The organism is Paenibacillus dauci, assembly GCF_000971985.1.
GTDB classification, from domain to species: Bacteria; Bacillota; Bacilli; order Paenibacillales; family Paenibacillaceae; genus Saccharibacillus; species Saccharibacillus dauci.
This window is the reverse complement of the sequence record NZ_LAQQ01000002.1, coordinates 104,010-117,374: the sequence shown is the minus strand read 5'-3', so window position 1 is coordinate 117,374 and position 13,365 is coordinate 104,010. Positions and strand designations below refer to the sequence as shown.

The 13,365-nt window shown below is 47.3% G+C and carries 11 protein-coding genes; 4 read left to right on the top strand and 7 right to left on the bottom strand.

Features of this window, described 5'->3' with window-relative positions; genetic code table 11:
- Positions 1 to 211: 211 nt before the first annotated feature.
- Positions 212 to 1,222, bottom strand: a complete 1,011-nt coding sequence (locus tag WH46_RS14855; RefSeq protein ID WP_046227339.1) for a glycoside hydrolase family 43 protein — start codon at positions 1,220 to 1,222, stop codon at positions 212 to 214.
- 227 nt (positions 1,223 to 1,449) lie between these two features.
- On the opposite strand from WH46_RS14855, the gene WH46_RS14850 reads away from it, so the two are divergent.
- On the top strand, positions 1,450 to 2,517 hold the full coding sequence (locus tag WH46_RS14850; RefSeq protein ID WP_046227338.1) for a hypothetical protein: 1,068 nt from the start codon (positions 1,450 to 1,452) through the stop codon (positions 2,515 to 2,517).
- Between the two features lie 481 nt (positions 2,518 to 2,998).
- Positions 2,999 to 4,216: a DUF418 domain-containing protein gene (locus tag WH46_RS14845; RefSeq protein WP_046227337.1), complete on the top strand. Its 1,218-nt coding sequence runs from the start codon at positions 2,999 to 3,001 to the stop codon at positions 4,214 to 4,216.
- A 378-nt stretch (positions 4,217 to 4,594) separates the two neighbouring features.
- Here the strand turns inward: WH46_RS14845 and WH46_RS14840 are convergent, their stop codons facing one another.
- The 3 genes from WH46_RS14840 to WH46_RS14830 all read right to left on the bottom strand — a co-directional run bounded on the left by WH46_RS14840 (position 4,595) and on the right by WH46_RS14830 (position 6,717).
- Positions 4,595 to 5,800 carry a PQQ-dependent sugar dehydrogenase gene (locus tag WH46_RS14840; RefSeq protein WP_046227336.1) on the bottom strand — a complete coding sequence of 402 codons (1,206 nt, stop codon included), beginning with the start codon at positions 5,798 to 5,800 and terminating at the stop codon, positions 4,595 to 4,597.
- Positions 5,801 to 5,959: 159 nt separating this feature from the next.
- A complete protein-coding gene (locus tag WH46_RS14835) occupies positions 5,960 to 6,313 on the bottom strand; it encodes a carboxymuconolactone decarboxylase family protein (RefSeq protein ID WP_046227335.1) in 354 nt (117 codons plus the stop codon).
- Positions 6,310 to 6,717: a tautomerase family protein gene (locus WH46_RS14830; RefSeq protein ID WP_046227334.1), complete on the bottom strand. Its 408-nt coding sequence runs from the start codon at positions 6,715 to 6,717 to the stop codon at positions 6,310 to 6,312. Before WH46_RS14830 ends, WH46_RS14835 begins: the two co-directional genes overlap by 4 nt.
- Before the next feature lie 109 nt (positions 6,718 to 6,826).
- On the opposite strand from WH46_RS14830, the gene WH46_RS14825 reads away from it, so the two are divergent.
- On the top strand, positions 6,827 to 7,705 hold the full coding sequence (locus WH46_RS14825) for a LysR family transcriptional regulator (RefSeq protein ID WP_046227333.1): 879 nt from the start codon (positions 6,827 to 6,829) through the stop codon (positions 7,703 to 7,705).
- A 115-nt stretch (positions 7,706 to 7,820) separates the two neighbouring features.
- Here WH46_RS14825 and araA read toward each other — a convergent pair whose 3' ends face one another.
- The 3 genes from araA to WH46_RS14810 all read right to left on the bottom strand — a co-directional run bounded on the left by araA (position 7,821) and on the right by WH46_RS14810 (position 11,665).
- On the bottom strand, positions 7,821 to 9,245 hold the full coding sequence (araA, locus tag WH46_RS14820) for an L-arabinose isomerase (protein WP_046227332.1): 1,425 nt from the start codon (positions 9,243 to 9,245) through the stop codon (positions 7,821 to 7,823).
- 109 nt (positions 9,246 to 9,354) lie between these two features.
- The gene (locus WH46_RS14815; protein ID WP_046212432.1) at positions 9,355 to 10,050 is read right to left on the bottom strand and encodes an L-ribulose-5-phosphate 4-epimerase; all 696 of its coding nucleotides are present in this window, start codon (positions 10,048 to 10,050) and stop codon (positions 9,355 to 9,357) included.
- 1 nt (position 10,051) lies between these two features.
- Entirely contained in the window at positions 10,052 to 11,665 is a 1,614-nt protein-coding gene (locus tag WH46_RS14810) for a xylulokinase (RefSeq protein ID WP_046227331.1), read from the bottom strand.
- A gap of 568 nt (positions 11,666 to 12,233) precedes the next feature.
- Between WH46_RS14810 and WH46_RS14805 the strand changes: the two genes are divergently transcribed.
- Positions 12,234 to 13,325, top strand: a complete 1,092-nt coding sequence (locus tag WH46_RS14805) for a GntR family transcriptional regulator (RefSeq protein WP_017813282.1) — start codon at positions 12,234 to 12,236, stop codon at positions 13,323 to 13,325.
- The last annotated feature ends 40 nt before the right edge of the window (positions 13,326 to 13,365 follow it).

The window sequence follows — 13,365 nt, the reverse complement described above, 5'->3', positions numbered from 1 at the left end:
CTCCTAATTATAAACCATATGCAGTTGGAAAAAAAAGTGAGAAGTTTACCCATATAACATTAATAATACAAAACCGACGGTTTAACTCAGTTATCCAGAAAAAACAGGTATATTCCCGTTCCTATGTTGAAATCAGGCGCATTTGCTTGCTTGAAGGTACGTTGCAGGATGCAGGTGCGCGATATCATCTGTCGCTACTGTGCATTTTCTTTTACCTTTTTACCCGAAAATGATCGCCTGTGTCTTCCATCTCATACAGGAAGCATCTGGAGTCCGGCATTTGGAAAGAACGATGGAGAATCAGCATCCAGCTGCCTTCCAGCGTACGAAACAGCATACCGTGCCCGCTGTCCTCCCTGATTAGCGGCTCCAGCTGTTCCCATGGACCTGCCAGCTCACCGGTCAGGGAACGCGCCATCGTCTGTACATAGCTGTCTCCTTCATAGCTCGACCAGAGCATAATCAGCTCATCGCCGGATGTGCGGTACAGCTGACAACCATCGCTGACATATACCGGAATTTCCCTTTCCTGCTGCACGGCAGCTGCCTCCATGGTGGATGACGATGCCGCAGCCGCTTCCCGAATCCATGGTGCCGATGAAGCACCAAACAAATGGATCGGCTCGCCTACCACTGCCGACAGATCTTCTGTTAAGCGAACTGCCTCGATCGTGCCGTCGATCGTCTGAATCCATTCATGGCAGTAGACCATCCATGGTGCGCCGCTTGGGTCCCGGTAAAGCGTTCCATCCAGCGTCATCATCGTCTCCGGCAGCACTGGTCTATCCCGGTGTATCAGCTCAAATGGCCCTTCCGGAGAATCGCTGACTGCCATCACCATACCTCGCCAGTGCTTGCTGTAACCATGAACCGGCTCGCCTGTCAGCGGACGCTCATTGTTATGTAGTGTCACGAATAGATAGTAGCGCCCCTCGTATTCATGCACCTCGGGTGCCCATGCTCCATGCTGCGGATGTGCCCATACGCCGTCCGGAATCGCAAAGACCGTATACGGTCCTTCCCATTCCGTCAGATCGGTGCTTCGGTAGAGTAGCACACCATAACGATCCATCCCGTTCCATTTCGGCGATCCTCCGGTATACAGGTAATATAGCTGCTGCTGTGTATCTGTCAGCACAAATGGATCATGGGCAGGAATATCTTCCAGACGATGACCCTTTTGCGGATGATGCACATCCGAAGCGGCATTATAGGCAGACATCGCGATCAGCTCCTTTTGGATACGTTTTCATTTTAAAGAAGTATACCACTATCCTGCACAGCAATACAGTCACTCGCCACATCAACAGCTGTATAGGCTGCCACCATACTGTCTATTCAGCACACTGCTTCACCGTCACTAAATATCATCCGGGGAGGTACGCTATAATAGATGCAATGATTAATCCTGACCCCGAGTAATCCATATACAGAAATGGAGTGCTATCTATGCTTCTGCCATCTATCTATACCAATTATATCCGTATCAAATACCAGCAACAGCCGCCTGATTCTTCTTCATCGGAACTGGCTTATTTCGCTTGTGAAGATGGAAGCTGTGAATTGTTTTTTGCAGGTTATGAGGAGTCCACATTCCGTGAATGGGCGTATGAGATTCAGCCGCCTGATCCACATTATACGGCCAATCCCGACCGACAGCCCATACTGGCAGCGTCTTTTCCCCGGCTGGATGTGTACGAAGAGATGGTGCTGTATTATCTGCTGTTCACGATGAATACGACGCTATCGATTGTCCCTGTCCATGCGTATAACCGCATGAATGACTTTATGAAAAGCTACTGCTTTCTGCAGCTGTCCCACATTGGGCAGATTACTCGTCTGAAGGATACGCAGCGAGCCGGACTGCGAGACTTTCTGTTCTGGTTCTATCTGTATAGTCATCCGGTGAATGGAGAGACACTGGAATCGTTCTCCTTTTGCGGACAGGATCTAATTCATACGGAGACAGGAATTACGGTAGAAGACTATCTGGAGCGATACCATGCCTACTATATTGAACATCATGCGGTCTATCGTGGTCAGCTAGTGATCTCGCCGGGCGAGATAAAGAGTGCCGGGCAGCTGACCATGGAACTGCTGCATACGATCGAAGGCAAAACTACCGGCCTGCAGCTACCTGCGGAAGACGGACTGGAAGAGGCGCTATCATGGATTCATCATGTGGATGACTGGTTTGGCAGCGCAGAAGAACTTACGGCTGTCTTCGAGGTGATGAGCAAACTGACGACAACGGCTGATCCTGCGCCTTATCATGATCACTGTCTGCGGATACTGCTGCAGAATTATGTATGTTATGTGCTTTATTTCGACTTTTCCCGTGTGTTAGAACTGCTGGATTATTTCCGAGATCATGCGGCTGGCAAGATTATTATCAACCGAATGTTTGCCGATACTATTTTTGCTCAGAAGATTGTGCGGCAGAAGGGTATAGATCTCTATGCGTATCCGGAATTGCTGGAATATTGGGAGGAGAAGACACGAAGTATTTATCTGTAAAAGAAAATCGGAATGATGTGGCAGTTCGTCGTAGCTGCTGCTTTGATCAGGATGGGTACACGATTAGCTCTCTCAACATAAACAGATCAGTATGGAAAAAGCCGTCCGGACAGGGCGGCTTTTTTATATTACAGTGAATTCACTTCTCTTCCATTGTTCATTTAATATACCGTGCAGCATGTGAATAAAAGAATGGCTATACGCATATTTACATCATCTATTCAGCTAATGTTACAAAAGAATTCATGGGTATACCTTCCTGTCTTTTCTAAGCGGCAGCTTCTATCTGGTCAACTGTTGCCATTTTAAAATGTATTTTAAAGGTAATTTGGGAACGTCATAGCTGAGTAGGATTAGTTGCTCTTCTGTTAATTATGCAATGCAAAGTGACTCATACATTCAAGCACCTGTTGGCTTCATATGAAAAAACCGTTATAGTAATTTTATTACATAAAAAGATATTTTTTACGGAGGAATGAGTTTGGAAAAAGAGATAACAAGTATTGAATCAAATCAACGTATTCAGGTATTGGATCAACTTCGCGGTTTTGCACTACTACTGATTTTCTTGATGAACCTGCCTGCCCTAAGCCGGATATCATTTCATTATACAGATACGTTGATACCTGCGCTTCGAGACGATAGTGTACTCACGAATTTTTTGCTTCATCTGCTGCGCCTGCTTTTTGAGAATAGTTCGCGCCCGCTCTTTGCATTTATGTTTGGTATAAGTATGGTATTAATTTATGACAATGTAAAAAGACGCGGCAAAAATCCATTTTTCACGCTGTTCCGACGAATGTTCGTGCTGATGCTGATTGGCTACATTCATTTTTCCTTTATTTGGCATGGCGATATTCTGCTCATGTATGCCCTGGCTGGATTCATACTGTTGCTGTTTATCTCGATGTCTGCCTGGCCGCTTTTGCTGTTTACCTTGTTGTCGACATTATTGTTCAACGAAATGCAAAGTGGAATTTTAATGTATATAGACGAAGAGTCATTTAATTTGAGTGAGGGTATCCAGTTTAACATTACCCATATGATTAAAAACTTGTTCTGGTGGGGAACAGATTACTCATTTGATAGCAATCCCATTGTAAAGAAACTTTTGTATCAATTTCAGTTTGTTCTCCCGCATCTTTTTTTCTTTCTGGCAGGTATGCTCGCTTATCGTCTGAATATTTTTGGCAGACTGCCTCGCTATCGAGTTGCAGGCTGGATGATTGCTATTGTTTTACTGGCTGCAGGAATATATGGCAAGAAGAGAATACTTGATATCGAAACTTCTTTCTGGGCACTAGACAATGAAAATCTGATTAATTTCTCGGTTTCGCTCGGTATTGCATTCGTGATCATTCTGATGAGTTCATCCCGGCGGATGTCTATTCTCACCCGGCCTTTCGCAGCCGTAGGAAGGATGGCTTTTACCAACTATCTGCTGCAGTCGCTGGTATTTGTCAGTATCTTTATTCCATCCGGGGAGTCATTTTTTAGAGACCATGGCCTGATCAATCAAATGCCTTATACAATATTGTTGCTGCTTTCCCTGATCTTTTTTGGTCTACAAATGTGGGGAAGTCATATCTGGCTCCGACATTTTCATTATGGGCCTTTTGAATGGCTATGGAGATGGGGTACCAATCTGAAGTTGCCACCGATGCGGCGCAAGCTTCCTGCTGCCAAAGAAAATACATAGATTATCCAGCTTCTATATCGTTTCATTCCATAGGTAGCATGATGGATAGGTTTATACAGTATTTAGCTGCTTAGCTTGTATAAGAAACTATCAACCAAATAATATAAATAAAGCAGGCAGCGGGTTCCAATGATCCGCTGCCTGCTTTATTTTATTGGCTGTATTCCAGGCCATTCCAATGTACACTGCTAGACCCACAGCATACGTTATAGCCCTTGCTGCGATCTGTGACTGGACCTGTCACCTGTCACCTGTCACCTGTCACCTGTCACCTGTCACCTGTCACCTGTCACCTGTCACCTGTCACCTGTCACCTGTCACCTGTCACCTGTCACCTGTCACCTGTCACCTGTCACCTGTCACCTGTCACCAAATATATTATTTCAAAATCAGCAGCCGATCATCGTTCGATCCCGGATTACCATTGCCGCCAGATGTATTGTTGGTCAGCACATAAATTTTGCCGTCGTGTACCGCAACATCACGTACCCGTCCTACACCGGTCAGTACATTGGTCATCTTTTTGGTCTTCGGATCGAACTCTTTGAGGCTCTCTCCTGCCAATGTCGCTACCAGAATCGTATCATCCGGCGTAACGGCAATACCGGATGGAGCGATCGCTTTGGAGCTTGCTACGTACAGCGGCGGTGTCATGCCGGTGGCTGTCTCCTTGCCCATTACTTCCGGCCAACCGTAGTTGGCACCCGGCTTGATCAGATTCATCTCGTCCAGACCGGTACGGTCGGTGCCGCCACCCGGGATCGGTGCACCGCTTGGTCCATGATCGGAAGCGTACATCTTACCGTCGGATGTCCAGGCGATACCCTGGGAATTGCGCAGCCCGTAGGCATAGACGTAGGAGTTTTTGATCGGATTGTCTTTTGGAATCTTACCGGCTGTAGTCATGCGCAGGATCTTGCCGCCATAGCTCTTCAGATCCTGGGACAGTTCGCGACGATTGGTCTCTCCAGCAGTGCTGTACAGCATACCATCCGGACCAATAGCAAGGCGACCACCTTCATGAATGCGGCCACCCGGGATGCCTTTCAACAGCTCGCTTTGCTCTTTCCATGTGTTACCGGTCAACTTGACCTTGACGATGCGGTTGAAGCCTTCGCCCTTCTCTTCATAAGCATGATAAATATAGGCAGATTTGTTTTTGGCAAAATTCGGATCAAGCACAAAACCGGTCAGGCCTGCTTCACCGACTACGCGCAGCGGCTTCTTGGTCTGTACTTTTTGCAAAGTCTGCTTGCCATTCTTGACCTGCACGATACCACCTACACGCTGCGTAATATATACTGTATCTCCGGCAAATTGCATCGACCACGGCACCATCATCTTGGTAGCTGCTGTTGTGTATCCACCTTTGAGTGAATCCGTCACGCTGGCTTTGGACTTGACAGCGGATGAAGTAGATTCTTTATCGGTAGATGCTGAGGTAGAAGTATCACCTGATGCAGCCGGTGCCGTTTGTTCTGCTGCTGGCGCTGTCGCCTGTGGTTCCGCTGCGTAGGCAGAAGCCGGCAGGGCCAGCAGCAGAGCAAGTGTCACTATTTTTCCTTTTTCATGCATTTTGAGCATTATATCCCTCCTTATCCTTTTCCAATTTTTACCCATTAAAGACAGGGCTAATCGAAATCGGACGAAGAAGTCTTTTTTATTTATATACAACTCCAGTAAAAAGATGGCTACCTTGATTAGATAAACCTATCTTGGCTCTGTTGTGCTATGGAAAGCTGTCTATTTCTGCCCTTTATTGTCAAGTTGATCCGATTGTGCCAGCATCTGTTTGACTACCGTGAGGGCAGCTGCTGCGCGAGGCCAGCCTGTGTAAAAGGCCAGATGGGTGATTGCCTCTACTAACTCGGATGATTGCACTCCATTCTGCATAGCCAGGCGCATATGGTATGGCATCTGCTCCACCATTCCTCCAGCTGTAAGTGCCGCTACAGTAATGAGGCTACGGTCTCGCAAGGACAGCTCTTCACGTCTCCATACTTCTCCAAATAATAGATCTTCCGAATAACGGACAAATTCCGGAGCGATCTCTCCGTAAGCTTCTCTGGCGCTGGACGGAATTGCTGGATGAGTCATTCGGATACCTCCTCTGAGACAGGAAGCATTTGGGCGACTCCATTACCGAATGACCAATCGGCGAATTCGTTCTCATTGATAACGATAAATACATCTTCCTGACGCATCGGCACTCCTATACTCAGCTGATGTGCCAGTTGACGATACAGATCTTGTTTTTGCCGGATCGTTCGGCCCGATTTGCAGGTGATATGAATAAAGATTAGTCTATCGCTTCGCTCTACATTCAGATAACGGGGATGATAATAAAACTCTTCTTTACTATGAGCATGAAAAACCTGAAAACAATCGTCCTCCGGTACATTAAAATGATCGATCAATGCTTGCATAATAATTTTACTGATATGCTGTAATTGAACGTCTTCATATTGCTGTTCCAAATAACTCACACGGATAAAAGGCATCTTTGATCACTCCTTATTGGGAATGACTTCAGTGTACGTGATATTTCTTTATCTATATAATGGAATAAATATATGAAGTTAATCGATTTATACGATAGAGGTGATCATTATGGATCTAAAGGAACTTGTTGCTTTTCAGACTATTGTGCAGGAGAAGACCTTTTCCCGTGCTGCAGAAAAATTGAATTATGCCCAGTCCACCATTACCAACCAGATCCAGCGTTTGGAAAAAGAACTGGGAATTCAGCTATTCAAGCGAGGTTGGGATGTTCAGCTTACTCCAGCCGGACAGATTTTTGCAGCAGAAGTGGATCATCTGATCCGGCACTGGAATAATACAGCCGAACTCGCCAGATCCCTGCAGCAGGATGAAGTGGGCACTCTGCGTATTGGCGGAATTGAATCGGCAATCCACAGGATTTTGCCAGATGCTATACGCCAATTACAACAGCAAAAACCGCGAATCACCTGCCAGATCACAACCGGTAATACCGATAGGTTGATAGAGGAATTGCAAAGTGACCGGCTGGATTTTGCCATTTGCGGTTCTCCAGCGGATGCATCTGCTTTTTACTTTGATCCGCTGTATGAGGAGAAAATTGTGCTTGTCGCTGACTACAACCATCCGTTATGTCATTCTGTATCTGCTTCCTTCGAAGATATTCTCGATTATCCGCTTACTGCCGGGGGACCTACCTGTCTGTATCATCTTCAATTTGCGAAATATCTGTCGTGCTACCGCAAGTCTCCGGCTCTGATCCATTCCGTTACTCCGATCTCCATGATTCCTCATATGCTAAGACATACAGCTGCTGTCGGTGTTGTTCTGGAATCTACATCACTAATTCCGGGAATCCAGCAACTTGATCTAAAACTGGGACTTTCTCCTATTCCAGTAGGGTTACTGCAGCTGCGCCAGACGTATTACTCGCCAGAATCTGCTGCCGGCTTGCTGCAGCAGATTATCAGAGGCCCGATCCAAAAGTGAGTGCTTCCAAACCCTTTGATCTGAAGCATAACAAAAAGACCGGAGAATCTCTCCGGTCTCTAGGTGGTTACTCTATAAGAATCCTTATCTGCATGCAGACAAGTTCTAAATCATCTTACTTGATTACAACGTAGTCCAGGTTCACCAGCTTGGCATAAGTGATGATCTGATCGGTTGTCAGGTTCAGGGATACCACAGTATGGTGTCCGCCGCCATTCTCGATCCATGCACGTACGCCATCTTGGAAGTTTGGTTTTACTTCCCACAGCACGCGCGCTACAGGCAGATTTGGTGCCGGAACCGTAGGCTCGAATGCGGATACTTCGTTGATCAGCAGTTTGTAGTGTGTACCAAAGTCAGCCATCGATACGACTACGCCTTCGCCTGCTTTACCGTCAAATACAAGACGTGCAGGGTCTTCGCGATCGCCGATACCCAGTGGGGATACGACTACTTTTGGCTTGCTGCTTGCCAGGGTAGGATCTACTTCCAGCATGTGGGATTGCAGAATCGCTTCTTGTCCCGCAGCCATCTCGTATGTGTAGTCTTCCATGAAGCCTGTGTTCAGGTTGTGGCTCATGATTTTCAGCTGACGGTCCAGAGCTGCTGTTTTCCAGTCCCCTTCACCGGCAAAGCCGTAGCCTTGTGCCATCAGGCGCTGAACAGCCAGACCTGGCAGCTGTTTCATGCCGTGCAGATCTTCAAAGTTCGTTGTGAATGCAGTGTAGCCACCGTTATCGAGGAATCGCTTGATGGCGATCTCGTAGCTCGCTTGTACACGTACACTGGCTTCCCATGCTTCCTTGCTGTTGGAACCATATTCAAAGTCATACAGCTCGGCATATTCTGCCATCAGAGCATCGATTTCCTGCTCGGTTACAGCATTTACGTATTCCACAAGGTCGCCGATACCATAGTAGTCTACCGTCCAGCCGAACTGGATTTGTGCTTCAACTTTGTCACCTTCGGTTACGCCTACATTGCGCATGTTATCGCCAAAACGGGCTACTTTCAGGTTGAATCCTTCGTTGTAGGCAACGGCTACATCCATCCAGTCAGCGATTTGCTGCTGTACGGATTCACGTTCCCAGTATCCAACGACGATTTTGTTTTGCTTTTTGAGGCGGGCATTGATGAATCCGTATTCGCGGTCACCGTGCGCTGCCTGATTAAGGTTCATGAAGTCCATATCAATGGTTGCCCAAGGAATGCTTTCGTTGTACTGCGTTGCCAGGTGAAGCAGCGGCTTTTGCAGCAATTTAGTACCACGAATCCACATTTTTGCAGGAGAGAACGTATGCATCCATGTGATCACGCCGGCTACTTCATCACGATAGTTGACTTCTTTCATGATATTGGTGATTTTGTCTGCTGTTACAGCCAGATCCTGCAGAACGAGCGGATAAGGCAGTACGCCGCTTGCATTGAGGGAATCGGCAATTTTCTGTGCATTGGCTTTAACTTCACCGAGTGCTTCTTCTCCGTACAGATGCTGGGAACCTACAACGAACCAAAATTGTTTTTCTACTGCTGCTGACATGTAATCATCCTCTTTTCCATAATATATGATGTGTGAAAAGGTCGGGCTGGAGCTACGTTACACCGTGGCCGATAGCCAGTCACAATGTAACGCACCGATGAACAACTTCTTATTTCTGACCGTAGTAAGCGTCTTTACCGTGTTTGCGCAGATAGTGCTTGTCCAGAATATTCTGCGGCAGTTCCTTGGCAAAATGATTCAGTTCACGTGCATATAGGTTCATTTTGCAGACTTCCTCGAGTACTACGCTGTTCACAACAGCAGACTTGGCATCCTTGCCCCATGTGAACGGTGCATGGCCGTGCAGCAGCACTGCCGGAATCGCCATAACGTCCAGTCCGCGCTGTTCGAATGTCTCGATGATCACGCGTCCGGTCTCTGCCTCGTAGCCGCGGTCGATCTCTTCCTGATTCAGGAAGCGGGCACAAGGTACCGCCCCGTAGAATGTATCTGCATGCGTTGTTCCCATAACAGGCACATCCAGTCCTGCTTGCGCCCAGATCGTTGCCCAGGTAGAGTGGGTATGCACAATACCGCCGATTTGCGGATAGTGCTTATAGAGAACCGCGTGTGTCGCTGTATCGGAGGAAGGCCTCATCTCGCCTTCCACTACATTGCCATCCAGATCCACAACGACCATATCACTTGGCTTCATCGTCTCGTAGCTGACACCGCTTGGTTTGATAACAAACAGTCCGCTTTCACGGTCGACTGCACTGGCATTGCCCCATGTGAATTTCACCAGTCCATGCTTGGGCAGTTCCAGATTCGCCTGGTATACTTCTTCTTTCAGTTGCTCCAACATATTAGTTTCCTCCGTTCTCTAACAGATGATCGATAGCTGCCTGCTCAATCGCGAGGCCCTGACGGTAACGTTCCAGGAAGATCTCGAATCCGTGTACATCGGTATCGTCCGGTGTCACTTCTTCGCCTTCTACATCGTGGAATACTTTTTGCTCCAGGAATACGTCCAGACTCTCTTCGGCATCCTTGTTGATCATGTAGGATGCCAGCAGCGCCATACCCCATGCTCCGCCTTCACCGGCTGTGGACATTACTGCTACAGGCACGTTCAGTGCTGCCGATACGATACGTTGTCCGACCAGCGGCGTCTTGAACAGACCACCGTGTGCCAGAACGCTGTCGATCTGTACCTGTTCGTTAGTCAGAATATCCATACCGATTCGCAGTGCACCGAATGCCGTGAACAGATGGGTACGCATGAAGTTCGCCAGGTTGAACTTGCTTTCCGGGGAGCGAACAAACAGCGGACGTCCTTTTTCCATACCGGTAATGTTCTCGCCGGAATAGTAACCGTAGCTAAGCAGTCCGCCACCATCCGGGTCGGCTTCCAGTGCTTTGTTGAACAGTACGCCGAACAATTTTTCTTTATCCGATCCGTAGCCCATGGCTTCCGAGAATTCCAGGAACAATCCGAGCCATGCATTGATATCACTGGAGCAGTTATTGGCATGTACCATACCGACAGGACTGCCATCCGGTGTAGTGACCATATCGATCTCCGGATAGACTTTGGACAGTTCCTTTTCCAGGACGATCATGGCAAATACGGATGTGCCGACCGAGATATTCCCCGTGCGCTTGCGTACACTGTTGGTCGCAACCATACCGGTACCTGCATCGCCTTCCGGCGGACATAGTGGAATGCCTGTCTGCAGATCGCCATCCGGGTCAAGCAGCTTGGCACCTTCTTCAGTCAATGTTCCGGCCTGCTCACCTGCACGATATACGTTCGGCAGCAGATCTTCGACTTTCCATGTGTAGCCTTTGCCGGCTACATGTTCATTGAACTGCTTGATCATGGACGGGTGATAATTGTGCGAAGTCTCTTCGATCGGGAACATCCCGGAAGCATCGCCGATCCCGATCGCATGATTGCCGGTCATCCGCCAGTGGATATAACCTGCCAGCGTTGTAATGGAAGACAGCTGAGGTACATGCGTCTCTTCATTCAGAATCGCCTGATACAGATGGGCAATGCTCCAGCGCTCCGGAATATTGAATTGGAACATTTCGGTCAGCTCTCTGGCTGCGGCGCCGGTATTGGCATTGCGCCATGTACGGAAAGGAACCAGCAATTCGCCGCTGTTATCCAGTGCCACATAGCCGTGCATCATAGCGGAGAATCCGATCGATCCTACGGTCTGCAGATTGATACCGTACTGCTCCTGCACACTTTGCTTCATTTTGCGATAAGCTGTCTGCATACCGTCAATGATCGTCTCCAGATCGTATGTCCAGAATCCATCTTTGAGCTGGTTCTCCCATTCATAGCTACCGGATGCGATCGTCTCAAAACGCTTGTTGATCAATACCGCCTTGATCCGTGTCGATCCAAATTCGATACCAAGCGACGTTGCTCCCGTCGTGATCGCTTCCTTCATATCTACCTGACTCATGATCCTGTATCCCCTCTCTGATTGCCGCTTTACATCCATTGGATGGCGTTGTACGCATGCCTTATTCATTTCAGAAAAGCGCTTTCTAAACTGCTCATATCCATAGGGACATCTTCTCTGAATTCATATGGGGTCATGCCAATGTATAAATAGATTCTTCGGAATTCAGCAACATCTGCCTATCTGAATTCATGTATGTGTTCATGTATGTGATATAGCAACTTGGGGCTGTTCCATTCTCCGGATGAACCAATATTGTCTGTCCTTCCAAAAAGAATGCGCTCTCTTTTTTCGACAGTTCAAGTATATTTTTTGTACGTACATTTGTCAACATTATCTATAATTTATACTTACATAATAACTGTATTAACCTGATTTACTAGAATTTAAGGATTGATTTAGATAAAAATATAGGGTACATTTCTTTACAGAAAGCCATATTTGTACGGTTAATTTGGAGAAAACAGTCATTTCATTTCCATCCATACCTAATCATGCTAAAATGTGTACGTACAACTATTTGAAAATGAACGGTGTATGGATGAACAACGATGAAAGAAGTGGTTACGTGAAGCCTAAATATCAGGTCATCATTGATGATATAAAAAGTCATATTCTCTCAGGAACGTACAGTGTAGGGACACAGATTCCTACGGAATCAGCTCTGCAGGACAGTTACAATGTAAGCCGGCAGACAGTACGCAAAGCGATTCTGGAGCTGTCGAACGAAGGATTCCTGCGCAGTGAAAAAGGATCGGGAACGTATGTCAGCAACCAGTACCGTATTCGCTCCGGCGGACATACGGCTACCCGAACGATCGGTGTGATTACTACCTACATCTCGGATTACATTTTCCCGTCTATTATTCGCGGCATCGAGAGCCGTCTGAATGAAGACAATTATTCACTGCTGCTGGCCAGCACCAATAATGATGTAGCCCAGGAAAAGAAAGCGCTGGAGATGATGCTTTCTTACGGCGTAGAAGGCCTGATTGTCGAGCCTACCAAGAGCAATCTGTACAATCCTAATATTGCGTACTACCTGTCGTTCAAGGAGCAGGATGTTCCTTTTACGATGATCAATGCCTTTTATGAGGAACTGGAAGTGCCGTTCTTCCGTCTGGATGATGTACAGTCCAGCTATCTCGCTACGCGGGAGCTGATCGCCAAAGGTCATACCCAGATCGGTATTATTGCCAAAATGGACGATCTGCAGGGCAAGTACCGGATGAAAGGATATATCAAAGCACTCGGTGAAGCCAAGCTGCGTTTTCATCCGGAGCAGGTATTGTCTTTTGATACAGACTCCAAGCCGGATCTCGCCCAGCATCTGGATACTTTTCTCAAGGAGAATCGGGATATGATGACAGCCATTGTGTGTTATAACGATGAGGTGGGGCTAGAAGTGGTACATGCTTGCCGAAGGCTGGAGATTTCTATTCCGGATGATATGTCGATTATCGGCCAGGACAACTCCTATATCGCCAAAAATGCCAGCATCAAGCTGACGACACTCACCCATCCACAGGAACAGATGGGGCGCGATGCCGCTGAGTGGATCATCAAGAAGCTACAGGGCAAAAAGGATCTGCCGGATAATACGTGCTATGAGCCGGTACTGATCGAGGGCGAGACAGTGAAAGAGATGGAGATTGAATAGTTGCGATTTATAGTTAGGGTCACAGCATAATAAAAAAGAC

What these genes read in the sequence shown, in the direction of transcription:
- WH46_RS14825 (WP_046227333.1), top strand. Translation starts at nt 6,827, where the DNA reads ATGGATCTAAAGGAACTTGTTGCTTTTCAGACTATTGTGCAGGAGAAG.
- WH46_RS14855 (WP_046227339.1), bottom strand. Translation starts at nt 1,222, where the DNA reads ATGTCTGCCTATAATGCCGCTTCGGATGTGCATCATCCGCAAAAGGGT.
- WH46_RS14815 (WP_046212432.1), bottom strand. Translation starts at nt 10,050, where the DNA reads ATGTTGGAGCAACTGAAAGAAGAAGTATACCAGGCGAATCTGGAACTG.
- WH46_RS14840 (WP_046227336.1), bottom strand. Translation starts at nt 5,800, where the DNA reads ATGCTCAAAATGCATGAAAAAGGAAAAATAGTGACACTTGCTCTGCTG.
- araA (WP_046227332.1), bottom strand. Translation starts at nt 9,245, where the DNA reads ATGTCAGCAGCAGTAGAAAAACAATTTTGGTTCGTTGTAGGTTCCCAG.
- WH46_RS14810 (WP_046227331.1), bottom strand. Translation starts at nt 11,665, where the DNA reads ATGAGTCAGGTAGATATGAAGGAAGCGATCACGACGGGAGCAACGTCG.
- WH46_RS14830 (WP_046227334.1), bottom strand. Translation starts at nt 6,717, where the DNA reads ATGCCTTTTATCCGTGTGAGTTATTTGGAACAGCAATATGAAGACGTT.
- WH46_RS14850 (WP_046227338.1), top strand. Translation starts at nt 1,450, where the DNA reads ATGCTTCTGCCATCTATCTATACCAATTATATCCGTATCAAATACCAG.
- WH46_RS14835 (WP_046227335.1), bottom strand. Translation starts at nt 6,313, where the DNA reads ATGACTCATCCAGCAATTCCGTCCAGCGCCAGAGAAGCTTACGGAGAG.